The 26,271-nt window shown below is 60.9% G+C and carries 23 protein-coding genes; 12 read left to right on the top strand and 11 right to left on the bottom strand.

What is annotated here, in order from left to right; all coding sequences use genetic code 11:
* Nucleotides 1-28: 28 nt before the first annotated feature.
* Genes coaE through GGQ85_RS03790 form a run of 3 tightly spaced genes read right to left on the bottom strand, consistent with a single transcriptional unit; the run spans nt 29 to nt 2,103 of the window.
* Complete coding sequence (gene coaE / locus GGQ85_RS03800; RefSeq protein ID WP_309773420.1) at nt 29-628, bottom strand: dephospho-CoA kinase; 600 nt, start codon at nt 626-628, stop codon at nt 29-31.
* Between the two features lie 16 nt (nt 629-644).
* Nucleotides 645-1,253, bottom strand: a complete 609-nt coding sequence (locus GGQ85_RS03795; protein ID WP_309773419.1) for a Maf family protein — start codon at nt 1,251-1,253, stop codon at nt 645-647.
* Nucleotides 1,254-1,260: 7 nt separating this feature from the next.
* Nucleotides 1,261-2,103 (bottom strand): pyruvate, water dikinase regulatory protein, encoded by an 843-nt coding sequence (locus GGQ85_RS03790; RefSeq protein WP_309773418.1) that lies wholly within the window; start codon nt 2,101-2,103, stop codon nt 1,261-1,263.
* Nucleotides 2,104-2,529: 426 nt separating this feature from the next.
* Here GGQ85_RS03790 and hemJ point away from each other — a divergent pair, with 426 nt between their 5' ends.
* Nucleotides 2,530-2,952 (top strand): protoporphyrinogen oxidase HemJ, encoded by a 423-nt coding sequence (gene hemJ / locus GGQ85_RS03785; RefSeq protein ID WP_079445165.1) that lies wholly within the window; start codon nt 2,530-2,532, stop codon nt 2,950-2,952.
* Between the two features lie 279 nt (nt 2,953-3,231).
* A complete protein-coding gene (gene rho, locus GGQ85_RS03780; protein WP_009796565.1) occupies nt 3,232-4,497 on the top strand; it encodes a transcription termination factor Rho in 1,266 nt (421 codons plus the stop codon).
* A 171-nt stretch (nt 4,498-4,668) separates the two neighbouring features.
* Here rho and GGQ85_RS03775 read toward each other — a convergent pair whose 3' ends face one another.
* Complete coding sequence (locus GGQ85_RS03775) at nt 4,669-6,699, bottom strand: thioredoxin domain-containing protein (RefSeq protein ID WP_309773417.1); 2,031 nt, start codon at nt 6,697-6,699, stop codon at nt 4,669-4,671.
* Between the two features lie 104 nt (nt 6,700-6,803).
* Between GGQ85_RS03775 and mnmE the strand changes: the two genes are divergently transcribed.
* The 6 genes from mnmE (at nt 6,804) to GGQ85_RS03745 (ending at nt 13,530) form a co-directional block, all read left to right on the top strand.
* Nucleotides 6,804-8,174: a tRNA uridine-5-carboxymethylaminomethyl(34) synthesis GTPase MnmE gene (mnmE, locus tag GGQ85_RS03770; RefSeq protein ID WP_309773416.1), complete on the top strand. Its 1,371-nt coding sequence runs from the start codon at nt 6,804-6,806 to the stop codon at nt 8,172-8,174.
* Nucleotides 8,175-8,338: 164 nt separating this feature from the next.
* Nucleotides 8,339-10,213 carry a tRNA uridine-5-carboxymethylaminomethyl(34) synthesis enzyme MnmG gene (mnmG, locus tag GGQ85_RS03765; protein WP_309773415.1) on the top strand — a complete coding sequence of 625 codons (1,875 nt, stop codon included), beginning with the start codon at nt 8,339-8,341 and terminating at the stop codon, nt 10,211-10,213.
* Nucleotides 10,214-10,465: 252 nt separating this feature from the next.
* Nucleotides 10,466-11,131 carry a 16S rRNA (guanine(527)-N(7))-methyltransferase RsmG gene (rsmG, locus tag GGQ85_RS03760; RefSeq protein ID WP_309773470.1) on the top strand — a complete coding sequence of 222 codons (666 nt, stop codon included), beginning with the start codon at nt 10,466-10,468 and terminating at the stop codon, nt 11,129-11,131.
* Between the two features lie 33 nt (nt 11,132-11,164).
* Nucleotides 11,165-12,022 carry a ParA family protein gene (locus GGQ85_RS03755; RefSeq protein ID WP_309773414.1) on the top strand — a complete coding sequence of 286 codons (858 nt, stop codon included), beginning with the start codon at nt 11,165-11,167 and terminating at the stop codon, nt 12,020-12,022.
* Between the two features lie 148 nt (nt 12,023-12,170).
* Nucleotides 12,171-13,052 (top strand): ParB/RepB/Spo0J family partition protein, encoded by an 882-nt coding sequence (locus GGQ85_RS03750; RefSeq protein ID WP_309773413.1) that lies wholly within the window; start codon nt 12,171-12,173, stop codon nt 13,050-13,052.
* A 190-nt stretch (nt 13,053-13,242) separates the two neighbouring features.
* Nucleotides 13,243-13,530, top strand: coding sequence for a GIY-YIG nuclease family protein (locus tag GGQ85_RS03745; RefSeq protein WP_079445158.1), 288 nt, complete (start codon nt 13,243-13,245; stop codon nt 13,528-13,530).
* A 46-nt stretch (nt 13,531-13,576) separates the two neighbouring features.
* Here the strand turns inward: GGQ85_RS03745 and holA are convergent, their stop codons facing one another.
* From holA to leuS, 3 genes are read right to left on the bottom strand one after another with little or no spacing between them, the layout of a single operon-like run.
* Nucleotides 13,577-14,605: a DNA polymerase III subunit delta gene (holA, locus tag GGQ85_RS03740; RefSeq protein WP_309773412.1), complete on the bottom strand. Its 1,029-nt coding sequence runs from the start codon at nt 14,603-14,605 to the stop codon at nt 13,577-13,579.
* Between the two features lie 10 nt (nt 14,606-14,615).
* Nucleotides 14,616-15,200 carry an LPS assembly lipoprotein LptE gene (gene lptE, locus GGQ85_RS03735; protein WP_309773411.1) on the bottom strand — a complete coding sequence of 195 codons (585 nt, stop codon included), beginning with the start codon at nt 15,198-15,200 and terminating at the stop codon, nt 14,616-14,618.
* Entirely contained in the window at nt 15,187-17,823 is a 2,637-nt protein-coding gene (leuS, locus tag GGQ85_RS03730; protein ID WP_309773410.1) for a leucine--tRNA ligase, read from the bottom strand. Before leuS ends, lptE begins: the two co-directional genes overlap by 14 nt.
* 141 nt (nt 17,824-17,964) lie before the next feature.
* Here leuS and GGQ85_RS03725 point away from each other — a divergent pair, with 141 nt between their 5' ends.
* Together GGQ85_RS03725 and GGQ85_RS03720 are read left to right on the top strand one after the other, a co-directional pair.
* A complete protein-coding gene (locus GGQ85_RS03725) occupies nt 17,965-18,669 on the top strand; it encodes a glutathione S-transferase N-terminal domain-containing protein (RefSeq protein WP_309773409.1) in 705 nt (234 codons plus the stop codon).
* On the top strand, nt 18,666-19,340 hold the full coding sequence (locus tag GGQ85_RS03720) for a YggS family pyridoxal phosphate-dependent enzyme (protein ID WP_309773408.1): 675 nt from the start codon (nt 18,666-18,668) through the stop codon (nt 19,338-19,340). The genes GGQ85_RS03725 and GGQ85_RS03720 overlap by 4 nt, the downstream gene beginning before the upstream one ends.
* 42 nt (nt 19,341-19,382) lie before the next feature.
* Here GGQ85_RS03720 and GGQ85_RS03715 read toward each other — a convergent pair whose 3' ends face one another.
* Nucleotides 19,383-19,931, bottom strand: coding sequence for a L,D-transpeptidase family protein (locus GGQ85_RS03715; RefSeq protein ID WP_309773407.1), 549 nt, complete (start codon nt 19,929-19,931; stop codon nt 19,383-19,385).
* Nucleotides 19,932-20,166: 235 nt separating this feature from the next.
* On the opposite strand from GGQ85_RS03715, the gene GGQ85_RS03710 reads away from it, so the two are divergent.
* Nucleotides 20,167-20,853, top strand: coding sequence for a response regulator transcription factor (locus GGQ85_RS03710; protein WP_079445151.1), 687 nt, complete (start codon nt 20,167-20,169; stop codon nt 20,851-20,853).
* Nucleotides 20,854-21,007: 154 nt separating this feature from the next.
* Entirely contained in the window at nt 21,008-21,457 is a 450-nt protein-coding gene (locus tag GGQ85_RS03705) for a cyclic nucleotide-binding domain-containing protein (RefSeq protein WP_079445150.1), read from the top strand.
* Nucleotides 21,458-21,602: 145 nt separating this feature from the next.
* Here GGQ85_RS03705 and GGQ85_RS03700 read toward each other — a convergent pair whose 3' ends face one another.
* The 3 genes from GGQ85_RS03700 to GGQ85_RS03690 all read right to left on the bottom strand — a co-directional run bounded on the left by GGQ85_RS03700 (nt 21,603) and on the right by GGQ85_RS03690 (nt 26,262).
* The gene (locus GGQ85_RS03700) at nt 21,603-22,418 is read right to left on the bottom strand and encodes an exodeoxyribonuclease III (protein WP_309773406.1); all 816 of its coding nucleotides are present in this window, start codon (nt 22,416-22,418) and stop codon (nt 21,603-21,605) included.
* Nucleotides 22,419-22,511: 93 nt separating this feature from the next.
* Nucleotides 22,512-23,264: an outer membrane lipoprotein carrier protein LolA gene (locus tag GGQ85_RS03695; RefSeq protein WP_079445186.1), complete on the bottom strand. Its 753-nt coding sequence runs from the start codon at nt 23,262-23,264 to the stop codon at nt 22,512-22,514.
* Nucleotides 23,265-23,775: 511 nt separating this feature from the next.
* A complete protein-coding gene (locus GGQ85_RS03690; RefSeq protein WP_309773405.1) occupies nt 23,776-26,262 on the bottom strand; it encodes a DNA translocase FtsK in 2,487 nt (828 codons plus the stop codon).
* Nucleotides 26,263-26,271: the final 9 nt, after the last annotated feature.

Here is a 26,271-nt window from a genome sequence, read left to right as displayed (position 1 = left end):
CCCTCAGAAGCGGACCGGCTCAGGAGAATCAGAGCCGCCGCCGCGGCATCTTAGCAGCTGCTGCCAAGATTTCCGGGATTTGCGCGCGCACGTGATCAAGACCGTGCGAGGTATCCACTACGAAATCCGCCCGCGTGCGCTTTTCGGCATCCGGCAACTGCCGGGCAAGGATTGCTTCCAGCTTTTCGCTCGTCATGTTGTTGCGAGCCATGATGCGCTTGCGCTGAATGTCAGGCGTTGTCGTGACGACAACGACCGCGTCGACATCCTGCTCGCCGCCGGTTTCAAACAGCAACGGCACATCAACCACCGCTACCGCTGCACCTGACCGCTCAGCCTGCTCGAGAAACGCGCGACGGTAGACATGCAACATGGGGTGCACGATCTCCTCAAGCCGCTTCATGGCTGCGGTATCGTGCACGACCTTTGCCGACAATTTCTCACGGTCGACTTTGCCGTCGACGGTCGTGCCGGGAAACGTGGCCTCAATCACCGGGGCCGCCTCTCCTTCATAGATGGCGTGAACGGCCGCGTCCGCATCGTAAACCGGAATCCCCGCTTCGGAAAAAAGTCGGGCGGTGGTCGATTTGCCCATTCCGATCGAGCCGGTCAGCCCAAGCACCAGCATATCCGAACATCCGCTGTTACAGCGATAGCAACTCTTGAGAGCGCAGAAAAGCAAGCAGCGGCAACAGCGGCAAGCCTAGAATGGTGAAATGATCTCCTTCGATCAGGCTAAATAGATGGATGCCGAGGCTTTCGAGCTGATAGGCGCCGACACTGGAGGAAGCCGCATCGCCAGCCGCGTCCAGATACACTCTGATCGTGTCCTCGCTCAGTTCCCGCATCGTCATCCGCGCGACTGAGACATCTTCAAACAGCGACTTACCATCGCGTACGACCGAGACGCCAGCGTGCAAAAGATGAGTTCGCCCAGAAAGCGCACGCAGGTGTGCGGCCGCCCCCGCGCGCCCGACCGGTTTGTTGAACAGGCGACCATCGCATTCGAGTGTCTGATCCGCCCCGATGACGTAGCGGCCGGGCGAGCGCAACGAAACGTCACGTGCTTTTTCACAGGCCAAACGAGCCGCGATCTCACCCGCGGTCGTGAGGCCGGAACTTTGCTGGACGGTTCGCTCGTCGATCGCAGCCGGGACTGTCTCGAATGACAGACCTGCATTGGCGAGCAATAGTTGTCGCACCCGGCTTTGCGACGCCAGTATCAGGGGTTTTGATTCGCGCCATATCGCCATTTCCGGCCTACCCCGAACCGCGCTGCCGGCGCCTGTCGGCAAACAGCTTCATGATCGCCGCGGCTGTCTCCTCGATCGACCGGCGTGTGACATCCAGTTGAGCCCAGTCGTGTTTCATACTCAGGCGGCGGGCGTGGATCACTTCGTCCGTAACAGATTGGCGATCGATATAGGCCTCATTGCCTGGTCCTGCCCCGATGCTCAACAACCGGTTCTGCCTGACCTGAATCAGGCGCTCGGGTGTTGCATGAAGACTGACAACCAAGGGGTTCTTCAACAATTCGAGTTGACGCGGAATCGCGATGCCCGGCACTAGCGGAACGTTCGCAGTGCGGATGCCGCGGTTGGCAAGGTAGACCGACGTTGGCGTCTTCGAGGTGCGCGACACACCGACCAGAACGACGTCCGCCTCCTCCAGACCTTCGACGTGCTGCCCATCGTCATGCATCATCGTGTAATTCAAGGCGTCGATACGCTTGAAATAGTCCGCGTTCAGCGTGTGTTGGGCACCAACGCGGCCGGTGGTATCAGCGCCAAGGTAGGCCTGAAACAGCTGCATGACCGGGCCGATAATCGAAAGGCTTGGGCTGTTAATCGCCTGGCACTTAGCCTCGAGGCGCGCCACCAGATCCTTTTCCAGCAATGTGAACAGAACGATTCCCGGCGCTTCCTCGATTTCCGCAAGAACGCGATCGAGCTGCTTCTGGCTGCGAACCATAGGGTAGACGTGTTCGATAGGCGTGACATCGGCATATTGGGCGGCCACCGCGCGTGAAACGGTGATCAGCGTCTCGCCAGTCGAATCGGAGACAAGATGAAGATGAAAATCGCGGCCGGTCACGGGTGCCATGGACCTGCATACCCTGTGTATCGTTGTGGAGACCTAGCCGCAATTTCGCTTATTCTGCGACAGCTACGGGATAACCTTGATTTTTCTTCACAGGTCTCCTGAAGGCAAAACTCTGTCCGCCGTCTCGGAAGATAGTAGGGCTGTGTGGACTTGTCTCTTGATAATCCCGTGCGAATGCGGGGTAAGTACCTGGCTCCACGATGATCTTTTGATTGATCGTGAATGCCTCGGAATCTCGTGCCTATGTGGGCAAGGTACGGAAAAGACGGGGACGACATTGTGTTCGCCCAATTCACCGTCACTTAAACTCAAACTGAAGAATCTTAAGATTTTCTTTAGAAAGAGTCGCTTGCGGATATCGCTCCGATTCTGGCAGGTACTGGACGCGCGGCAGATCGTAAGACCGAGACCTGAACGAGACGATCGATGTACGAGTGGATCAAAGCCTTTCATGTCATTGCGATCATTTCCTGGATGGCGGGAATGCTTTATCTGCCGCGGCTGTTTATCTATCACTGCGATGCGGAGATCGGCTCGAAGCAATCCGAGACGTTCAAGATCATGGAGCGCAGGCTCTTCAAGGCCATCATCAATCCGGCGATGATGGTGGCCTGGGGACTCGGTCTTTATATGATGTGGGAGCGTCAGTGGTATTCGGTCGGCTGGTTTCAGGGTAAATTGGCGCTCGTCATCCTGATGTCCGCCGTTCACGGCTATTTTGCCCGCCGCGTACGCGATTTCGCGGCCGACCGCAATGTGATGAGTCAGAAATTCTATCGTATTATCAATGAGGTTGTAACAGCCCTCATGATAGGCATCGTTATTCTGGTCATCGTCAAGCCATCTTAGGCCGGAAAACGGCCGGCAAGAGTCTGTCAGCACCTCCTTGCGCGGAGGCAATCAATTTTCTATATTGTGCGCATCCCACCCTACGCAGGCGGATGTGGTCGCGTCCCGGTTTCTAAATCGAACCGGTCGCCACGTCAGGTTTGAAGCCTTTCGGTGCCCTTCCTCGCTCGAGGTTTTTCCCGGTACGGGCAGGACTGCGGACTTTTCTTTCGGTCGTCGTCCGCATCTTCACGAAACCGCCTGGCAATCCTCCTCAAGCATTCCACAGGACTTCTCCCAATGCGGGAAATGAAACTTCAAGACCTCAAAGCCAAGACTCCAGCTGAACTCGTCTCGTTTGCGGAAGAGCTTGGGGTTGAAAACGCCAGCACCATGCGCAAGCAGGAGCTGATGTTCGCGATTCTGAAGCAGCTTGCCATCCAGGAAACCGATATCATCGGCGAGGGTGTCGTTGAGGTGCTCTCGGACGGCTTCGGCTTCCTGCGCTCGCCGGACGCTAACTATCTGCCTGGTCCGGACGATATCTATGTTTCGCCATCGCAGATTCGCCGCTTCGGCCTGCGAACCGGAGATACCATTGAAGGGCACATTCGTAGCCCCAAGGAGGGCGAGCGCTACTTTGCGTTGTTGAAAGTCAACACGCTCAATTTCGAGGATCCCGAGAAGTCCAAGCACAAGGTCAACTTTGACAACCTGACGCCTTTGTTCCCCGATCAGCGGTTCCGGCTCGAGCTGGAAGATCCCACTCGTAAGGATCTGTCGGCGCGGGTTATCGATATCGTCGCTCCGATCGGCAAGGGTCAGCGCGCCCTGATCGTAGCGCCGCCACGGACCGGCAAGACCGTGCTGATGCAGAACATCGCGCACTCCATCACCGCCAATCATCCCGAATGCTATCTGATCGTTCTTCTGATCGATGAACGTCCCGAGGAAGTCACCGACATGCAACGCTCGGTGAAAGGCGAAGTCGTGTCTTCCACTTTCGACGAACCGGCGGTGCGCCATGTCCAGGTTGCCGAGATGGTGATCGAAAAGGCCAAGCGTCTGGTCGAACACGGTCGCGACGTCGTTATCCTGCTCGATTCGATCACGCGTCTGGGCCGCGCCTACAACACCGTGGTGCCCTCCTCCGGCAAGGTGTTGACAGGCGGCGTCGATGCTAACGCCTTGCAGCGGCCAAAGCGGTTCTTCGGCGCGGCGCGCAACATCGAGGAAGGCGGATCACTGACCATCATCGCCACCGCGCTGGTCGATACCGGAAGCCGTATGGACGAAGTGATCTTCGAAGAGTTCAAGGGTACCGGAAATTCGGAGTTAATCCTCGACCGCAAGGTCGCCGACAAGCGAACCTTCCCGGCGATCGACATCGCCCGCTCCGGGACGCGCAAGGAAGAGCTGATCACCGATCCGCAACTGCTCAAGAAGATGTATGTGCTGCGGCGTATCCTCAACCCGATGGGTACCATGGATGCGATAGAGTTCCTGCTCGACAAGCTGCGCAACACCAAGAACAACGGTGAGTTCTTTGAGTCGATGAATACTTGATCATTCTGGCTTGGGTGCGCGGCTCTCGCGCAAGCGAGAGTGTTTGGCTTCTCAACCCGCTTTCGAGTCTCCTAGAGCATTATTGCTTCTGATTTAATCAGAAGCGAAGCTCTGGATTATCGTTTTGACGTGGTTCCTTCACGCGAACCGGTCACCACTTCGCTCGAAACGCTATAAAATCCCGCTAAGGGCCTCGGGATGGGTCAACGGCAGCGAGCAGGACTGACCGCGGCAGATGAAAGCGGCGCTTTGCGTCACCGCCGCAATCTTTGCTCGCGCTGAATGATCCTGCGGCAGCGCATCGGCATGCGGCGCGTGCAGCACGATGCTTGTCGCGTGCGGCAGTTTTCGTGCGGCGCTGAGCAGCGTGTCGGCTTGTGCGCCCTCGCCGACCACGACGATCTCCACGCCGCTGAGGCGAAGATCACGCGCATTCATGAGCGACAGCTGGCCAAAGCCGTTCTCGGTCGCGCTCGGCAGCAAGGCAGCGAAGAGGTTGTCGATGCAGTCGCGCCATTTTGTGGCGCCGGTCAGCGCGGCGAGCCGCACCAGGTTTTGCGCGATCAGTCCGTCGTGGTTGGGGATGGCGTCATCGGCCGTCGAATGCGGCCGCACGATCAGCCCTTCGGCGTCGTCGGCCGTCAGATAATAGCCGCCATGGTCGACATCGGCGTAGTGCGTGTCCAACGTGGATTGCCAGCGTAACGCCTGCGCAAGATATGCGTTGTCGCCGGTCGCTTCGAACAGAGCGAGCGCGGCGCGTCCCATCGCGGCATAGTCGGACGCGAGCGCCGGAATCAAAAGCCTGCCCTCGCGCCAGGAATGACCGAGCCGTTCGTCGCGGGTCATGTTGGTTCGAATAAACTCGAACGCCGTTCGCGCGGTTTGCAGCCAGTCAGGTTTGTCGAAGACGCAAGCGGCGTGAACGAGCGCGGCGATCATCAAGCCGTTCCAGTCGGCGAGAACTTTATCATCGAGTCCCGGACGAACCCGGCTTTCCCGGTGCGCCAGTAGCTTTTCGCGCAGCGCCCGCATGTTAGCGATGTCGTCGCTGGCCACATCGATGCTTCTGAGGCGGTTGGGAATATTGTGACCTTCGAAATTGCCGTTTGCGGTGATGTCATAGCGCGCGGCAAAATCGGCGGCGTCGGCAGGGCCGAGCACCTCATTGACCTCTTTCAGAGACCAAACGTAGAACTTGCCCTCCTCGCCTTCGGAGTCCGCATCGAGTGAAGAGGCAAAACCGCCCTCGGCCGTCAGCATTTCCCGGCGCAGCCAATCGACCGTCTCGATCGCGCGTTCGCAGTACAACTGATTATTGCTACGTGCATAGTCGAGCGCGAGCAGATCAAGGATCTGTGCGTTGTCGTAAAGCATCTTCTCGAAGTGCGGCACCAGCCATCTGTTGTCGACCGAATAGCGTGCATAGCCGCCGCCAAGGTGATCGTAGATACCGCCCTGGCTCATTCGGGTCAGGGTCAGCGTCGTGGCCGAAAAAAAGCGGTCGTCGTGGGTGCGCGCACCGGCGCGCCAGAGAAATTCCAGCACGGAACACTGCGGAAATTTTGGTGTGCCCTGTAGGCCGCCGTTCACCGGGTCGGTTGAACGCGTGATGGCGACGGCCGCGTTATTGAGTTCGGTAACGCCGAGATTGGCCGGGTTTTTCGACTTGGCGCGTTCGGAAAGCCGTGCGATCAGCGCGTCGCGGTTGCGCGAGATTTTATCAGGCTGATCGCGAAAGACCTGCGCCACTGATTGCAGAACGTCGGTGAATGCCGGGCGGCCGAAGTCCGGTAGCTTCGGAAAATAGGTGCCGCCCCAAAACGGCGATCCATCGGGCGACAGGAACACCGTCAGCGGCCAGCCACCCTGCTCGCCGAGATGGTGCAGCGCGCTCATGTAGATCTGATCGATATCAGGCCGCTCCTCGCGATCGACCTTGATGCAGACGAACAGTTCGTTCATCACTGCGGCGACCTCGTCGTCTTCGAAGCTTTCGTGCGCCATGACATGGCACCAGTGACAGGCTGCGTAACCGATCGACAGTAGGATCGGACGGTTGGTCCGCTGCGCCTCAGTGAGCGCCTCGGGTCCCCAGGGCCACCAATCGACGGGATTGTGCTTGTGCTGCAGCAGGTAGGGACTGGTTTCCGCGGCCAGACGGTTCGCAGGGCGGTCTGACCCCGTAGCGACGTGATTCATATCGGAGTGTCCTTCTGCGAATCTGCGATAACGGAAAACGTACGGCGGGGTTCGTTGCAATAGCTTTGAAGTTCAGATCATCGAAGCAGTCCAAGACATAAGTCATGCATCCGCGAGAACAAACGATCTTTGCGCTGTCGTCGGGCCGGCCGACGTCGGCGATCGCTGTTGTGCGTGTGTCCGGCCCGGAGGCTGGCACCGCACTTCGAGACATCGCAGGTGCAATTCCTGTTGCACGTATGGCGACGCGCGTATTGCTGCGCGACCGGGCCGGTGAAGCAATTGATGATGCTATTGTCTTGTGGTTCCCCTCGCCTGCGAGCGCAACCGGTGAAGACGTCGCGGAGTTTCATATTCACGGCGGCCGCGCTGTGCTGAACGCCTTGTTCGCGGCGTTGTCGTCGATCGACAATACGAGAACTGCGGAACCGGGAGAGTTTACCCGGCGCTCCTTCGAGAATGGCAAGATTGATCTCACTGAAGCCGAAGGTCTCGATGATCTGATTCATGCCGACACCGACCGGCAGCGCCGTCAGGCCTTGCGTCAGTTGCAGGGCCTGCTCGGCGATCGCGCGCGAGGTTGGCGCAAGGAGCTGATCGATGCCTCGGCCCTGATCGAAGCCGGAATCGATTTCGTCGATGAAGGCGATGTACCGGAAGACCTGCTGAAACCGGCGCTGGAGAAGATCGCGCAGCTCCGTCGCGAGATCGAACAAACCCTTGCGACATCAGTACAGAGTGAACGCCTGCGCGACGGTCTGACGGTCGCGATCGCCGGTCCGCCGAATGCCGGCAAGTCGACGCTGCTCAATCGTCTTGCCCGTCGCGAAGCGGCGATCGTGTCGCCGCACGCGGGAACGACGCGTGACATCATCGAAGTCTATCTCGATCTCGATGGCTATCCGGTGACGCTCATCGACACGGCCGGCATTCGCGAGACTGACGATCCCGTCGAGCAGGAGGGCGTGCGGCGAGCCCGCGACCGGGCGGCGTCGGCCGATCTGGTGCTGTGGCTTTCGGCCGATCACAGCGCCGAGCCGGATGGATCAATTGTCAACGGCGACGTTTCACTCTGGCTGATACGAAACAAGATCGACCTTTCTAACCCGGAGAATGGTGGGGCGAACCTGGGGCAGGTCGAAACGAAAATGGAGCAACGCGCCCCGACGCGGCAATTTCGGATTTCGGCGGCGCGGGGTGATGGCGTCGATGAACTGGTGGCCGCGCTCACGGCTTTCGCGGGCGTCTGGCTTGGACGGGGTGAGACGGGCGCAATCACGCGATTGCGGCATCGCAGCATATTGCGGGATGCTGCAGCATCGCTTGTAAAGGCAGAGGCGCTGGCCGGTCGGGGCGACGAACTTGTCGCCGAGGAGGTACGAATTGCAGTTCATTTTATCGGGCGGCTGCTCGGTCGTGTCGATATAGACGATATTCTTGATTCACTCTTTTTAGAATTCTGCGTCGGTAAATAGTGAATAATAGTTCATTTCTTAGTGCAAGATCAAGTGTGCCGGGAGGTTTGGGGATGCGGTGTTTCACGTGAAACACCGAGCCTTGTATCCCGAGTCCGAACTTTCGGATTCTGCGAGCCTGAGATAGAAGTCGCACCGGATATTGGCGAGAAGCCGAGAAGCTTATGGCATCAGCATTCGATGTGATCGTGATCGGGGGTGGCCACGCCGGCTGCGAGGCTGCGGCCGTGGCCGCGCGAACCGGCGCGCGAACCGCGCTGGTCACCCATCGGTTTAGCACCGTGGGCGCGATGTCCTGCAATCCAGCGATCGGCGGACTCGGCAAGGGCCATCTGGTCCGCGAGGTCGATGCCCTCGACGGTCTGATGGGGCGCATGGCCGATGCTGCCGGCATCCAGTTCCGAATGCTCAATCGTCGTAAGGGTCCAGCCGTCCGCGGCCCGCGAGCCCAGCAGGATCGCAAGCTCTACGCCGCGGCCATGCAGGCTGCGATTCGCGAAACCGCGAATCTTGAGGTGATCGAAGGCGAGGCGGATGACCTGATTGTTTCCGGTGGCAGGATCGCCGGCATTGGTCTGACCGATGGCCGGCAGCTCACGTCCGTCGCGGTCGTGGTCACCACCGGCACCTTTCTGCGCGGTTTGATCCATCTCGGCGAAAAGAGTTGGCCGGCAGGGCGGGTCGATGAAGCACCTGCACTCGGCCTGTCCACGTCGTTCGAGCGGATCGGCTTCGCCCTTGGGCGACTCAAGACCGGAACCCCGCCGCGGCTCGATGGCGCAACCATCGACTGGGCCGCGGTTGAGATGCAGCCGGGTGATGATCCGCCGGAGCCATTCTCGGTCATGACCGAGCGAATCACAACGCCCCAGATCCAGTGCGGCATCACGCGCACCACGCCGGCGACGCACGAGGTGATCCGCGCCAACGTGCATCGTTCGCCGATCTATTCCGGCCAGATCGCCAGCTCGGGTCCGCGCTATTGTCCTTCGATCGAGGACAAGGTGGTCCGCTTCGGCGATCGTGACGGACATCAGATCTTTCTCGAGCCGGAAGGCCTCGACGACAGCACGGTTTATCCCAACGGGATTTCGACCTCGCTGCCGGAAAACGTGCAGCTCGCGATACTTGCGACCATTCCCGGCCTGGAGAAGGTCAGGATGACCCGTCCGGGCTATGCCATCGAATATGACCATGTCGATCCTCGCGAACTTGAACCGACCTTGCAGACCAGGCGAATGCCCGGGCTGTTTTTGGCCGGCCAGATCAACGGCACGACAGGTTACGAAGAGGCGGCGGCACAGGGTCTCGTTGCGGGGCTGAATGCGGCATTGGCCGCGGGCGGCGGCGATCCGGTCGTGTTGGACCGCGCCGACGGCTATCTCGGTGTGATGATCGATGACCTGGTGACGCGCGGAATCACCGAGCCCTATCGGATGTTCACCTCCCGCGCCGAGTATCGGCTGACGCTCCGCGCCGACAATGCCGACCAGCGGCTGACGGACAAGGGAATTGCCATCGGATGCGTCGGGGCAGGGCGCGCGGCTCATCATCGGGGCAAGATGGCGGACTTGCGTGCGGCCAAGGCGTTGGCGATGTCGCTGTCGGTGACGCCGAACGAGGCTGCCCGCTACGGACTCTGGCTTAATCGCGACGGCCATCGGCGGTCTGCGTTCGAGTTGTTGTCTTATCCGGAGATCGGCTGGCATGACGTGGCCGCGATCTGGCCGGAGCTGTCGGCCGTCGATTCGGGAATCGCTGTGCATCTCGAGATCGATGCCAAATACGACGTCTATCTGAAGCGCCAGACCGCCGATGTCGAGGCGTTTCGTCGCGACGAGGGGCTGATTCTCACCGGGATCGACTACAGTGCGGTTCCCGGCCTCTCCAATGAAGCCCGAAACCGGCTGGAAAAGGCTCAGCCGCGCACCGTGGGGCAGGCAGGCCGCCTCGACGGACTCACGCCGGCCGCTCTGGGGATTCTCGCGGCCTATCTGCGTCGGGAAACGCGGAAGAGAGCGGCTGCTTCCGCGCGATGATCCGGTTCAGTCGGTTGAATGTTTCACGTGAAACATCGGGCGAAAGAGTCCTCAATCAACGACGAAGATGATTCCGCCCCGGCGACTTGTTTCACGTGAAACAATTTCTAACCGGATCCGGATCCGGACAGCGGACGATGATCGGGCGGCATCTCCCGATTCGTTCGACTGCTGTCGGCCAATGGCCGACCAATCCCAAACCGCGGTCCACCAAACGTCTGGCCAGGAATCAGAGGGGCGTCTATGTTGGCCATGATGTCCACGCCCGAACGAGAGCGCTCCCCAACCTCGGCTACCGACAAGATGGCCGCGTTGGCGCTTACCCCCGTTTCACGTCAAATCGAGGCGCGGCTAGACGCCTATGTCGATCTGCTGGTCCAATGGCAGACAAAAACCAATCTCGTCGCGTCGTCCACGATGCCGCAGCTCTGGACCCGCCACATAGCGGATTCCCTTCAGCTTCTGACGCTGGCTCCGAATGCAAAACGCTGGGCTGATTTCGGCAGCGGCGGAGGCTTTCCCGGCGTCGTGCTTGCCTGCGCCCTTGCGGGCGTTGAGGGCGCGCGCGTCGATCTAATCGAGCGCAACGCTAAAAAAGCGGCATTTCTGCGCGAGGCCGTGCGGGTCACCGCGTCACCGGGCCTTATTCACCTGATGGATATCGGGGATTATGTGGACAGAGTGGAGGATCGGATCGATTGCGTGACCGCGCGTGCACTGGCGCCTCTACAAGTGCTGCTCGGCTTCGCAGAACCCTTCGTGACAAAGGGCGCCACCGCGCTGTTTCTCAAGGGCCAAGATGTAGAAGCTGAATTGACGGAAGCTACTAAATATTGGAATATTAAGCCTCAGATTCATTCAAGTTGCACCGGCGGACACGGCTGGATCGTGGAACTCGATCATATCGAGCGGGCGTGATCGTCCTCAGGCAAAACAGGCATGGCGTGGTGCATGACGGTCATTGATGAAGTCTACCGACACGAAGACGGAGGCGAATCTCACGTCCGCCATCCCCGCATCATTTCGCTCGCCAATCAGAAGGGTGGTGTCGGCAAAACCACGACCGCGATCAATCTTGGCACTGCACTGGCCGCGATCGGGGAGCGCGTCCTGATCGTCGATCTCGATCCGCAAGGCAACGCCTCCACGGGTCTTGGCATCGACCGGCGCGATCGCAACGTCTCCACTTATGATGTGTTGATCGGCGAAGCACCGCTGCGTGACGCGGTCGTGCCGACCGCGGTGCCGCGCCTGCACATCGCGGCCTCGACCATGGACCTCTCCGGTCTGGAACTTGAGCTCGGAACCACAAAGGACCGTGCCTTCCGTCTGCGGGACGCGATCACCGCGCTCAACGGCAATGCCGCCGATGCTGCCGATTACACCTATGTGCTGATCGACTGTCCGCCGTCGCTCAATCTTCTCACGGTCAACGCGATGGCGGCGTCGGATGCGATCCTTGTGCCGCTGCAATGTGAGTTCTTCGCCCTCGAAGGTCTGTCGCAGCTGTTGCAGACTGTCGAGCAGGTGCGTTCAACGCTCAATCCGAATCTGTCGATCCACGGCATCGTGCTCACCATGTTCGACTCGCGCAACAACCTGTCGAACCAGGTGGTCGCCGACGTGCGCCAGTTCATGGGCTCAAAAGTCTACGACACCATGATCCCACGCAACGTGCGCATTTCGGAAGCGCCGTCCTACGGCAAGCCGGTGCTGGTCTATGATCTCAAATGCAGCGGCAGCGAAGCCTATCTGAAACTTGCGACCGAGGTGATTCAGCGCGAGCGCGAGTTACGCACGGCGCATTGAGAATCGGAAATCGGGTCGTGGGGTGCGTGAGTAACTCGATGAGTGCTGCCATGATGCGCAACCTGCTCTCCTCCACAAGGGGAGAGAAGAGTGACCTTATGTTTCCTTCAAGTCTGGAGTACAGCGCGTGAATCCAAGGGAGCTGGCGATGGCCGACGAAGCGCGTTCTCGACTGGGACGCGGTCTTGCAAGTCTGATCGGCGACGTCGGTGGCGAGGCCGCCCATGCCGAGCGTCCGCGCGTGCAGCGCAAGGTGCCGATCGAGTTTTTGAAACCGAATCCGCGCAATCCACGCCGCGCGTTTTCCGATGTCGAACTCGGCGAGTTGTCCGACTCCATCAAACAGCACGGCGTCATCCAGCCAATCGTGGTGCGGGCCGTGAAGGGGACGCAGGATCGCTTTGAGATCATCGCGGGCGAGCGCCGCTGGCGCGCGGCGCAGTCCGCGGGGCTGCACGAGGTTCCGATCGTTCCGGTCGAGGTCAGCGATCATGTCGCGCTCGAAATCGCGATCGTCGAGAACGTGCAGCGCGAAGATCTCAATGCGATGGAAGAAGCGCAGGGCTATCACGCGCTCGCCAATGAATTCAAACACACGCAGGATGACATTGCGAAGATTGTCGGCAAGAGCCGCAGCCATGTCGCAAACATGATGCGGCTGACAAAACTGCCGGACGATGTGCAGGCGCTGATCACCTCCGGCGAGTTATCGGCAGGCCATGCGCGTGCGCTGATCGGCGTGCCCGATCCTTCCGCGGCGGCGAGGCGCATCGTCACGGAAGGTCTCAATGTGCGGCAGGCTGAGGCGCTTGCGCATGAGGAGGGCGTTGCCGAGCGCAAGCCGCAGAAGGCCCGCGCTGACAAAGCGCAGAAGGACTCCGATACGTTGGCGCTGGAAAAGCGCGTTAGCGACGCGCTCGGCCTTGCGGTGACGGTCGATCACAAGAATCCCGGCGGCGTCGTGCAGATACGCTATCGCGATCTCGAACAGCTTGACGAGATTTTGAAAAGGCTGGATTCGAAGGGGTGACGGGCTCTTTTAGAGCGAGATGAAATGAGTTTGAATCATCGTCATTGCGAGGAGCGCAAGCGACGAAGCAATCCAGTCTTTCGGAGTGGCTCCTGGATTGCTTCGCTCCGCTCGCAATGACGGGGAAGCCGAGCTGGCCTCAATCGTCACGATCTCGCGTCGTTGTGAGCGAAGCAATCCAGACGGCGGCATGAAACAGCCCTGCGTCTATATTATAACAAGCGGTCGGAACGGGACCCTTTACACCGGTGTAACGGCAGATTTACCGCGTCGTATCTTTGAGCATCGAGAAGGCCTGATTGCAGGATTTTCGAAGAAATATGGATGCAAGAGCTTAGTTTGGTACGAATTGCACGAGACCATGACAAACGCAATCACACGCGAAAAGCAGATAAAAGCCGGCAGCCGTGTAAAGAAACTCGTATTGATTGAAGGCCTCAACCCGGCCTGGACCGATCTGTTTGAATCGCTTTTCTAAGAGCTGGATTGCTTCGTCGGCCTTGCATCCTCGCAATGACGACCTGTCACCCTCTCCGCCGTGCATTCACCGCGATCGACATCAGAGCGCGTTGCGCGATCGCGGAGGCCAGCGTCGCTTGCTTGCGGGTTTCCAATGCGGCGCCGGCAAGCTGATCCATCACCTGAATCAGCCGCGCGGCGCTGAAATTGCTCAGCGCCGTTTCCACGGCCGTCTTGCGCGAAAAATGCAATCGCGGAAATCCGCTATCGGCGGCCGATGAAGCGGACGCGCCGCCCTCCATTAAAAGCGCAGCCTTGTGCAGGGCGGCGACCTGACGCTGCGCGGCCAAAATGACAAGGCCCGGATAGGTACCAGCGACCATGGCCTTGGCGAATTCGGTTTCGACCACCGCCGGCTGTCCGGCGAATGCGGCGTCGATGACGGGATCGAGTTTGAAGTCGGATGCGTCAGAGACCACGGCCATGATGTCGATGAGCGTGATCTCGCGTTGCCCATGAGCATAGAGCGCAATCTTGCGCAGCTCATTGCGCGAAGCCTGACGATCACCGCCGAGCAGGGACATCAGCGCCGCGCGGGCATCGGGCGCGATCTTCAGGCTCGAGAGGCGCAACTCCTCGTCAATCAACCGCGTCAGATCGCGTTCGGTGTCGGGATAGCAGGCAATTGCCACCGCGTTCTTCGCGCGCTCGCAAGCCTTGCGCAGCGGTGATTCCGGCCTCAGCTCGCCGGCTTCGATCACGATCCGGCAATCCTGGATCGTGGAGTTCGCCAGCACATCGACGCCGCTGGCAAAGCTGCGTGACCCCGCCTTGATCCGGATCGCGCGGCGGCCGCCGAACAGCGGCACCGTCATCGCCTCATCGACGAGACGCGACGGCTCAGTGGCGAGATCGTCGCCGTCGAGCCGAACCAGCGAAAACGGATCGTTGGGATCTTCGACGGCCGACGCCATCAACGCGTCAGCGCGCTCACGCACCAGACCGGCGTCGGGACCGTAGAGCAGGATGATCGGGCGGGCCGGATCGGGCCGGGCGAGAAAGCTGTCGATGTCCTTTCCGCGCAGCGCGACCATTCGCCGGCGATCACGTGCCGGCGTAAAAGAACGCCGCCAGCCGGGTATTGATATTCTCGGCGATTTGCTGCGCGGCGCGGTCTTCAGCGTCGCGATAGGCACGCGCGCGGGCGAAACGCTGGAGCTGGCCGGGAATGTCATAGGAGGTGCGGGAGAAGGTATTCGCGTTCAGGACGGTCTTGCCGGTGGCAACCTCGATCAGCTGGTAGCTCGCATTGATACCGTATTGCTCGTTGGAGGGCAGCGCGGTGTTTGGGTCGAGCATCAGCGACGAGCGGTTGGTGGTGAAGCGGATCTGAAGCTGGTGTGTCGGGGGCGCTCCGGTGGCGCCGCCGTAAAGTTTGAATGCAAGCGCGTTGCGAAGAGTGACACCGATCCGCGCATCCGGAGACCCATTGGGTTTATCGATCGGCAGGAGTTCAACGCCCATCAGCCTGTCGCGAAGCGCCGGGCTGCCGTCGGCGTGTTCGGCATACATCGGACGGAAGCAGCCAGCCGTCAGCGCGGCCAGCACGGCAATGATGCTTAGCCGGGCTGCGATGCGCGGATTGACCCATTTTCCAGCCCGGCGACCCGACAAACTACCCCACCACATTCACGATCCTCTGCGGAACGATAATGATCTTTCGAGCCTGCTTGCCGCCCAAGGCCTGCTTTACCGCATCGAGCGCCAAAACGGCAGCCTCAATTTCCGGATTTCCCGCGCCGCTGGCCACGGTCACCTCGCCCCGCTTTTTGCCGTTTACCTGCACCGGCAGCGTGAGGGCGTCTTCAACCAGCAAATCGGGCTCGATTTGTGGCCAACCGGCTTCCGAGACCAGGCCAGCCTGACCGAGCGCCTGCCAGCATTCCTCGGCGAGGTGCGGCATCATCGGGCTGAACACCTGCACCAGAATGATGGCTGCCTCGCGCAGGCTCCAAGCGAGGTCCGGCGCCGGGGCGGACTTGTTGCTGCGGGAGCGGGCAAGGGCGTCGGCCAATTCGTTGGCGAACTCGCGGATATTGGCGAGGCAGACGTTGAAGTGCAGCCGCTCTATTCCCGTAGAGACCTTGTCGAGCGCGCCATGGGCCGCCTTCCGTAGCGCCAAAGCATCGGTGCCAAATGCCGCTGGTCTCTCTTGCGGCGCGGTCTTGCCGGGTTCGGCGGATTCATTGACCAGCCGCCATAGCCGCTGCATGAAGCGCGCCGCACCCTGTACGCCTTCCTCGCTCCAGATCACGTCGCGATCCGGCGGCGAATCCGACAGCATGAACCAGCGTGCGGTATCGGCGCCATAGCTGCCGATGATATCGTCGGGATCGACGGTGTTGCGCTTCGATTTCGACATCTTCTCGACCGCGCCGATCTCGACCGGCTCGCCGGTTGCGATCAACGTGGCGCGGCGGTTGTTGCCGTCGACCTCGATCCGCACCTCCTCGGGCGAGGCCCAGCCGCCGTCAGGCTTGCGGTAAGTCTCGTGCACCACCATGCCCTGCGTGAACATGCCCTTGAACGGTTCGTCCATGCTGACATGGCCGGTGGCCTTCATCGCGCGGGTAAAGAAGCGCGAATAGAGCAGATGCAGGATCGCGTGCTCGACGCCGCCGATATACTGGTCCACCGGCAGCATCCGGTCGACGACTGCGCGCGTGGTCGGTGCGTTGTCGTTCCACGGATCGGTGAAGCGCGCGAAGTACCACGACGAATCGACGAAGGTATCCATGGTGTCGGTTTCGCGGGTGGCCTTCGCCCCGCATCGCGGACAACTGACGTGCTTCCAGGTCGGGTGATGATCGAGCGCGTTGCCGGGCTTGTCGAAGGTGACATCCTCCGGCAGCGTCACCGGCAAATTCTCGTCCGGCACCGGAACGACGTCGCAGGCCGGGCAATGGATCACCGGGATCGGACAACCCCAGTAGCGCTGGCGTGAAATGCCCCAGTCGCGCAGACGGAAGTTCACCTTGCGCTCGGCGACCGGGGCTTTGCCGCGCGTTTCGCCTTCCAAGCGCTTGGCGACTTCTTCCTTCGCCGCATCAGCGGTCATGCCGTCGAGAAAACGCGAATTGATCATGCGGCCATCACCGTCGTAAGCGGTGTCAGTGATGACGAAGCTCGACGGTTCCTGTCCCTCGGGGCAGACCACCGGCGTGTTGCCAAGTCCATATTTGTTGACGAAGTCGAGGTCGCGCTGGTCGTGCGCCGGACAGCCGAAGATGGCGCCGGTGCCATATTCCATCAGGATGAAGTTGGCGACGTAGACCGGCAGCTTCCAGGTCGCATCGAACGGGTGCACGGCCTTGATGCCGGTGTCGAACCCCATTTTCTCCGCGGTGTCGATCTCGGCTTGCGCGGTGCCGCGCCGCTTACACTCGGCGATAAAGTCGGCGAGCGCGGAGTTATTCTTCGCTGCCGCTTGCGCGAGCGGATGATCCGGCGCGATCGCCATGAACTTCGCGCCGAACAGGGTGTCCGGCCGCGTGGTGAATATTTTCAGCTCGTTCTCACCGTTTGGCGTGGTCGCCGGGTCGAGCGCGAAGCGCAGCAGCAGGCCCTCGCTGCGGCCGATCCAGTTGCGCTGCATCAGCCGCACCTTGTCGGGCCAGCGATCGAGCGTGCCGAGCGCGTCGAGCAGCTCCTGCGAATACGTCGTGATCTTGAAGACCCACTGGTTCATCTCGCGCTGCTCGACCACGGCGCCGGAGCGCCAGCCGCGTCCATCGATCACCTGCTCGTTGGCGAGCACGGTCATGTCGACCGGATCCCAGTTGATCTTGCGCTTCTCGCGCTCGGCGAGACCGGCGCGCAGGAAGTCCAGAAACATCTTCTGCTGGTGTTTGTAATAGGAGGGATCGCAGGTCGCGAACTCCCTGGCCCAGTCGAGCGACAGCCCGATCGAGCGGAGCTGCTTCTTCATGGCTTTGATGTTGTCGTAGGTCCACGCCCTCGGCGCGATCTTGCGCTCGATCGCGGCGTTCTCGGCCGGCAGGCCGAAGGCGTCCCAGCCCATCGGGTGCAGCACGTTGTAGCCCTTGGCGCGCATGTAGCGCGCGATCACGTCGCCAAGGGTGTAGTTGCGGACATGGCCGATGTGGATGCGCCCGGACGGATACGGGAACATCTCCAGCACGTAGTATTTTTCGCGCGGGTCATCGTTTTTGGTGGCGAAGATCGCCTGCCTGTCCCACTCGGCTTGCCAGCGCGGTTCGGCGTCACGGGCGTTGTAACGTTCTGAGGTCATGGAATTGCGATGTTTTTCGTGATTTGCAGCCACTCGACTAGGCCATGAAGCGGATCGGGGGTCAACGGTCGGGCGGGCGGTTTGCAAGCGGTGTGGTTTTGCGGTGTAAGCAGGGAACGTTTCCCGCCTTCCGGAGTGACGATGGCCGACCTTTCCGCTTTTTCGATCACCCGCCGCTGGCCGGCGGCCCACCCGGAGCGTCTGCAGCTCTATTCGGTGCCGACGCCCAACGGGGTGAAGGTCTCGATCATGCTGGAAGAAACCGGATTGCCCTATGAGCCGCATTTCGTCGATTTCAGCAGGGATGAACAGAGGAGTCGTGAATTTCTCTCACTCAATCCCAACGGCAAGATTCCCGCGATCCTCGATCCCGATGGGCCCGGCGGCAAGCCGCTCGCTTTGTTCGAGTCGGGCGCCATCCTGCAATACCTCGCCGAGAAAACCGGACAGTTTCTGCCGGCTGATCCGGCGCTGCGCTGGCAGACCCTCCAGTGGCTGCACTTCCAGATGGGCGGCGTCGGGCCGATGTTCGGGCAGGTGGGATTCTTCCATAAGTTCGCCGGCAAGGATTTCCAGGATAAGCGGCCACGCGACCGCTATGTGACGGAATCGAAGCGGCTGCTTGGCGTGATGGACGTGCATCTGGCGACGCATCGGTGGTTTGCAGGCGACGACTACACCATCGCGGATATCTCGATGCTTGGCTGGGTGCGCAACCTGATCGGGTTTTACGATGCGCGCGATATCGTCGAGTTCGATCGTTTCCGTCATGTCGGCGGCTGGCTGCAGCGAGGCCTGGCGCGGCCGGCGGTGCAGCGCGGTCTCGCGATTCCGGCGCGACAATGACCACTGGTGAGGCGGCGCCGATCGATGGCTTTGCTTCCGTGGAAGCCGGGATTGTTCGCGCGTGCCGGGACGCACAACGCGAACGCTCCTCGGTGACGCTGGTAGCGGTGTCGAAAACCTTCGACGCTGAAGCGATCGCGCCGGTGATCGCAGCCGGCCAGCGCGTGTTCGGGGAGAACCGCGTGCAGGAAGCCAAGGGGAAGTGGCCTGCCTTGATCGCGGCGCATCCCGGTCTCGCGCTGCATCTGATCGGCCCGCTGCAGTCCAACAAGGCGAAGGACGCCGTCGCCCTGTTCGATGCCATCCATTCGGTCGACCGCTCGAGCCTTTGCGAGGCGTTGGGAAAAGAGATCAAGAATCAGAACCGGCGGCCGGATCTGTTCGTGCAGATCAACACTGGCGAGGAGCCGCAGAAGGCCGGCGTCGCACCAGCGGATGCCGACGACTTCATCGTACGCTGTCGCGACACTTATGGCCTCACGATCTCAGGCTTGATGTGCATTCCGCCGATGGATGATGCGCCGGCGCCGCATTTCGCGCTTGCCGCCAAGATCGCCAAGCGCAACGGGCTCACGCAGCTGTCGATGGGGATGAGCGCGGACTTCGCCATAGCGATTGCGCTCGGCGCGACGCATGTGCGGATCGGCTCGGCGATTTTCGGGACGCGGTAATTCTTCCTATCTTCCGCAAGGGAGAAGGAAAGCCCTTCAGCTTCACCCGATCATGATTTTCGTGCGTGGACCGATCCGCCGCAACAGCCGCAGCATGGCGGGTTGCGTCATCGCCACGCATCCGGCGGTCGGGCCAAAGTTGTCGCGCGCCAGATGCAGGAACACAGCGCTGCCGCGCCCTGCGATACGCGGGCGGGTGTTGTGATCGATTTCGATGATGAAGTCGTAGAGATGATCCTCGCGCGTCAGCCGGTCGCCGGTTGCGCTCTGCGTCAGCCGAATCGGTCGATTGTAGCGCCGGTCGGCCGGATCCTCACACCAGGCATCAGCGGGTGTGATCGCGCGAACCGGCAGAAATGTTTGTGGCCGTGGATGCCGATCGGGTCGCCACCACACCCGTATGGGCCGAAAAATCCCCTTTGGGGTGCCGCCATCGCCCTCGCGTTTGTTGGCCCGGATACCGCCGCGGCCAAGCGCCACCGCAATTGTCCGCCCTTCCGCGATCAGCCAGCCTTGCTGCGGTCGTCCGGCGACGGCCCGAATGCGAATCGCCGCGAGCGGTCGATCACAGGAATGTGTCGTGCAAGGCATTGAAAAGTCTTAGCTTTGTATGGAATGAGGAAGCCCCGCGCATTCTCTCAGCCGAGACGTCGATCCTGTATGTCATGACAGGGAACATTCATCCAAATTCTCCCCAGTTCTGGAGTACTCTGTTTGGACGATGAATTGCTGCAAGTTCATGCGCCCGACGAATCGGGACTTAAATACCTGATGAAGGTAGCTGGCGCGCCCGCCGGGTGTTTCAGCCGCCAGGAGGATTGCATAAATGGCCAACGCCCGCAAAATCCTGATCGTGGACGACGATAACGATCTGCGCGATACGCTGGTCGAGCAACTGTCGCTGCATGAGGAATTCGAGGCGTCCGCCGTTGATACCGGCGCGAAGGGCGCCAGCGCGGCCAAAGCCCATTCGCCCGATCTCGTGCTGATGGACGTCGGCCTGCCCGACACGGATGGTCGCGAAGTGGTGCGCAGTTTGCGCAAGGGCGGCTTCAAGGCGCCGATCATCATGCTGACCGGTCACGACACCGATTCGGATACGATTCTGGGCCTTGAGTCCGGCGCCAATGACTATATCGCCAAACCGTTCCGCTTTGCGGTGCTGCTGGCACGCATCCGCGCGCAGTTGCGTCAGCATGAGGCCAGCGAGGACGCGGTATTTTCGGTCGGACCCTATAGTTTCCGGCCCGGCGCCAAAATGCTGACGACCGCCAATGCCAAGAAGGTGCGGCTGACCGAGAAGGAAACGGCGATTTTGCGCTTCCTCTACCGGGCCGGGCAGATTCCGGTGTCACGCGAGACCCTGTTGCAGGAGGTCTGGGGATACAACTCCGGAGTCACCACGCATACCCTGGAAACTCACATTTACCGGTTGCGCCAGAAGATCGAGAATGACGCTGCCAATCCGGAGATTCTGGTGACCGAAGCGGGTGGCTACAAGCTGGTGCCCTGATTCGGATGGAGTCAGAAGCGAGACTCTATGGTAGTTTCGAGGCGTTTCTTTCCGCGAGCCGGTATCCACTTCGTCCAAAAACGCTATAGGTTGACGACTCGTATCAGCTCCCGTCAAAACAGCCTTTGGGTGATCCGGAGCCGACCGGTTTTGCATGTCGATCGACGATGACGTTGTCCTGCTTGAGCGCGTCCCGACCCTGCGCTTGCTGGGCGCCGAGGCTTTGCGCGTGCTTGCCATCGGCGCAGAACAGCAGCAGTTCGCCAGCGGCTCGATCCTGTTTCGCGCGGGTGACGAGGCGGATGGGGGGTACGTCGTTCAGGAGGGCAGCTTTCGTATCCACGTCCCGGACGGCCACGATCGGGAAGTCGTCGCCGAGTGCGGCACGCTGATCGGGGAACTCGCTTTGATCGTCCCGATATCGCGGCAGGCCACCGCGATTGCGCGGGAATATTCGATGGTGATCCGCGTTTCACGCACCCTGTTTCTGCGCGTGCTTGACAGCTATCCCGCCGCCGCCCACCGCCTTCGCGACGAACTCGCCAACCGCACCCGGCAAACGACCAGCGACATCCTGATGGCATCGGCGAAACTGAGTAGTTAAAGCGTTTTCGAGCGAAGTGGATACCGGTTCGCGTGAAGAAAACGCGTCAAATCAAAAACACAAAGTCTTTGATCCCGACCCGACGGGCTGTGCCATCGCAAAGTGGAAACCAGCTTTCGGATAAGATCCGCCGTGGCGTCGGCACTCACACCTCGATCACCGCCGTCACCGGCACATGATCGGATGGACGCTGCCAGCCTCGGGCGTCGCGGGTGATGCGGAAGTCCCGGATTCCGCCACGCAGCGCTTCGGAGACCCAGATATGGTCAAGTCTGCGGCCGCGGTTGGCGGCAACCCAGTCGGCGGCGCGATAGCTCCACCACGTATAGACTTTCTCCGACATCGGAATCCGCGCGCGAGCGATGTCGATCCAGTTGCCGTGATTCTGCACGCCGAGCAGCTTCTCGCATTCGATGGGCGTATGCGAGACGATTTTCAGGAGTTGCCTGTGCGACCAGACGTCGTTCTCATGTGGCGCGACATTGAGATCGCCGACCAGCACATGCCGGTCGCCGTTGCCCGGATGCAGCGGCGCACAGGCTTTCATCTCGTCGAGAAATTGCAGCTTGTGGGCAAACTTCGGATTGAGCACGGGATCGGGAATGTCGCCACCCGCGGGCACATAGAAGTTATGTAGCACCAGCGGCGCGGCGAGACCCGCCTGGCCGCCGAAGATCACACTGACGTGGCGGGAGTCGATCTTGTCGCAGAACGTGCGGATGTTGCTGGCGTCAAATGGCAGCTTCGAGACCACCGCCACCCCGTGATATCCCTTCTGCCCGTTGAGCGCGATGTGCTCATAGCCGAGTCGGCGGAAGCGTTTCAGCGGAAAGGCGTCATCGGGGCATTTGGTCTCCTGCAGGCACAACACGTCCGGCCGTTGCGCTTTCAGAAACTTGGCGACCAGATCGATGCGCAGCCGCACCGAATTGATATTCCAGGTGGTGAAGGTGAGATGCATGAATTCCGGTGAAGACGTCGACAGGTCTATGTGCCGTCATACGCGGACCTGACCCGCGTATCCATCAATATTCGATCTGCGCGTTGTAACGCCTCAGTTGTTCGTCGAGGTCGGATAATTGGTATAATCGATCTTGAACAGAGCGGGATCGAGCTTCGCCGTGGCATTGAGATTGTAAATCGCTACCGTGGTGTCGTAGCCCTGCGGATCGGTTATGGTCCACTGCTTGAGCTTGCCGTCCTTGACGCCGACCATCAGCATGAGGCGGGAGGTGCCGACCAGCGCCTGCTTCTCTTCGATGGTGACGCTGATGTAGAGATCGTCCGACGTCACGGCGACGACGTTGGTGTCCCTCATCAGGTCGATGCGGTCCGACAACAGATAGCGCAGCGGCGTTTGCGCCAGCGGGTACACATCCTGGGTCGCGAGCTTGGTGTCACGAACAACGAGCGACGAGCCGTCGGAAATCATCGCGATCGGTGACGGAGGGTCGTATTCGAACCGTACTTTGCCCGGCTTCTGGATGTAAAATTCGCCGGTTGATCGGCTGCCATCAGGGCCGACCTGCACGAAATTTCCGGCAAGCGTCCGCAGCGACGATAGATAGGCACTGACTCGTGCCGCCGCCGCTTTCTGATCCGCGCTGAAAGTTGCAAAAATATTGGCCGGTACGTTGCGGCGCGGATCAGGAATGATCGGGTCCGGCGGTCGCGTGGTTCCGGTCACCTCCGGCTGGGCCGTCTGCACCACCATCGCCGCGGGTGCTCCGTTGCGGGCCTTAGGGGCCGGTTGCGGGAGCGGAACGGCCTCGGCGAGGGCAGGCGTAACAAGAACAAGAAGACCCATGGTCAGCGCCGCCGCGAGCCGGACCACGCCGAGGCGCGCGCGGATCGGACGACTGGCCGCGGATGAATGTGTCACGTCTCTGCTCAATGTTTCGTCCTGTCCGCCGGAGGCGTTCCTTCTACAGTGCTTCGCGGCGTTGCGGATATCGCTTTTTTCCCCGACCGGATCCGAGGGATGGCCGCCGCGCGGGAGTTCGCCTCAACTGCGCTGAACCAGATACCATCGCATCTCTCTGATCGAGCATGATCTCGTCTGAAAATCTGCTTCCAGTTTTCAAAAATCATGCTCAAGCGGAAGGTGGCTGCAACGATATGCAAGTTTGAACCGGGCCCCTAGAAGGGAATGAGGAAAAGTGTCGTGCGGTTTTCCGCCCGCATTCCGCTTCTCATAATATCGGAATCGATCACGTTGATGATTTTGGATCGATTCGATCCAGAATCATCGTGATCTAGTTTGGTGCTGTGGCGATTTCGCGGCTCCGGAAACTCGATCATCGTCATACCGTCATGGATCAGAAGTGGCCTTCTTCTTCCTCGATCAGGATTTCGCGCTTTCCTGCGTGATTGGCCTGCCCGACGATGCCTTCGAGTTCCATGCGCTCCATCAGCGAAGCGGCGCGGTTGTACCCGATCTGGAGACGGCGCTGGATATAGCTGGTCGAAGCCTTACGGTCGCGCTTCACGATTGCGACAGCTTGCGAGAACAGATCGCCGCCGCCGTCGCTGCCCATGCTCGTGCCGTCGAACACCGCGCCGTCCTCGCCCTCAGCGGGCTCTTCGGCCGTGACCGCCTCGAGATATTCGGGAGCGCCTTGCGTTTTGAGATGGCGAACCACCTTCTCGACTTCTTCGTCGGATGCGAACGGCCCGTGCACGCGCGAGATGCGGCCACCGCCGGCCATGTAGAGCATGTCGCCCTGGCCAAGCAGTTGCTCGGCGCCCATCTCGCCGAGAATGGTGCGGCTGTCGATCTTGGACGTCACCTGGAAGGCGATGCGGGTCGGGAAATTGGCCTTGATGGTGCCGGTAATGACGTCGACCGACGGACGCTGCGTCGCGAGGATGACGTGGAGGCCGGCGGCGCGCGCCATCTGCGCAAGACGCTGGACCGCGCCTTCGATATCCTTGCCCGCGACCATCATCAGGTCGGCCATTTCATCCACGATAATGACGATGAAGGGCAGCGGCTCGAACTCGAGCTTCTCTTGCTCGTAGATCGCCTTGCCGGTTTCCTTGTCGAAGCCGGTATGCACCGTGCGCGTCAGATCCTCGCCCTTGGCCTTCGCTTCAAGGAGGCGGGTATTGTAGCCGTCGATATTGCGTACGCCGAGTTTGGCCATCTTCTTGTAGCGCTCTTCCATCTCGCGCACGGCCCATTTCAGCGCGACCACCGCCTTCTTCGGATCGGTCACCACCGGTGTCAGCAGATGCGGGATGCCGTCATAGACCGAGAGTTCGAGCATCTTTGGATCGACCATGATGAGACGGCACTGATCGGGCCGTAGCCGGTACAGCAGGCTGAGAATCATGGTGTTGATTGCGACCGATTTGCCGGAGCCGGTGGTGCCGGCGATCAGCATATGCGGGGTGCGCGCGAGATCGATGATGACCGGATCGCCACCGATGGTCTTGCCGAGGCAGAGCGGCAGCTTGGCGACCGAGTCGGTCGCCTCCCTCGCGGTGAGCAATTCGCGCAAGTAAACTTTTTCGCGGTGCGCGTTCGGCAGTTCGATGCCGATGGCGTTGCGGCCGGCGACCACCGCGACGCGCGCCGACAGCGCGCTCATGGAACGCGCGATATCGTCGGCAAGGCCGATGACGCGTGACGACTTGATGCCGGGCGCGGGCTCGAGTTCATACAGCGTCACCACCGGTCCGGGATTGGCTTTCACGATTTCGCCGCGCACGCCAAAGTCGCCAAGCACGCCTTCCAGCGCCCGCGAATTGGTTTCCAGTTCGGACTTGCTGAGCGGCTGGCGGTCGGAGGCGCGCGGCGCGCTCAGAACGTTGACCGAAGGCAATTCGAACTTGCCGGGTTTCTTCGCTGGCTGACGGGGAGCGGCCTTCCGGCGCGGCGCGCTGACAACCGGCGCATCATCGCTCTCCTCCTCGTCGTCCGCTTCGTCCTCGTCGTCGTCAAGGTCATCGTCAAGGTCGCTCCGGGCCGGCGCCAGGGAGGGAGCGATATGTCCGCCGCCGAGGTTCGGTTCCTGACGCTCGAACGCCAGCGCTCCCGATTTTTGCGGCGCGCTCGACACCAGCGACTTATAGGCCAGCGCGAGCAGTGCCCCGAACCTGAGGCGCTTGAATCGCGCCTTCGCGCTCATCATCGCGTGAACCGCCCAGCCCAGCGAGACCGAGGCGTGGTCGCTGCCCTCATCAAACGGCTGGTCGTCCTCGATTTCGCGCGCCTCGTCGGCGGGCCGCGATCTGATTCCGCTGGCCCAAAGGAATGTCGCGGCCATGACCGGCAGGAAGATCGCGCCGAGCACGATGCTCTGCACCACGCTCGCCGGGCCGAACAGAATCGCGGGCGCCCGCACCAGCGCGTCGCCGACCACGCCACCGAGACCCGTGGGCAGCGGCCATGCGCCGTTGTGAGGCCAGCAACTGGCGAAGCCGGCGGCGGTTATGGTGCAAAGAATCCAGCAGCCGAGACGCGTGGCCTCGCAATCGAACGGGCGATGAGTCAGCATCCGCCATCCCCAGATCGCCACCGGCAGGATCAGCATGATCGCGCCGAGACCGAGAATCTGCATCAGGAGATCTGCGCCGATCGCGCCGGGATAGCCGAGGACGTTGTGGATCGCGCGCGAGGTGGCGTGGCTGAGGCTCGGGTCCTGTACCGACCACGTCATCAGCGCGGCTGCAGCAGCGCCGGACAAGGCGATCATGCCGAGCCCGGTGAGTTCGCGCAAGCGCCGGCCAAGCGGCTCGCGGATCGACGGCGGTATATGATCGACGATGGGAAAAAGGCGTTCGATCGCTGCCATGCTCATGGGATCCCG

It is taken from the genome of Nitrobacter vulgaris (assembly GCF_031453995.1).
GTDB lineage: Bacteria > Pseudomonadota > Alphaproteobacteria > Rhizobiales > Xanthobacteraceae > Nitrobacter > Nitrobacter vulgaris.
This window is presented reverse-complemented; position numbering and strand designations above follow the sequence as displayed.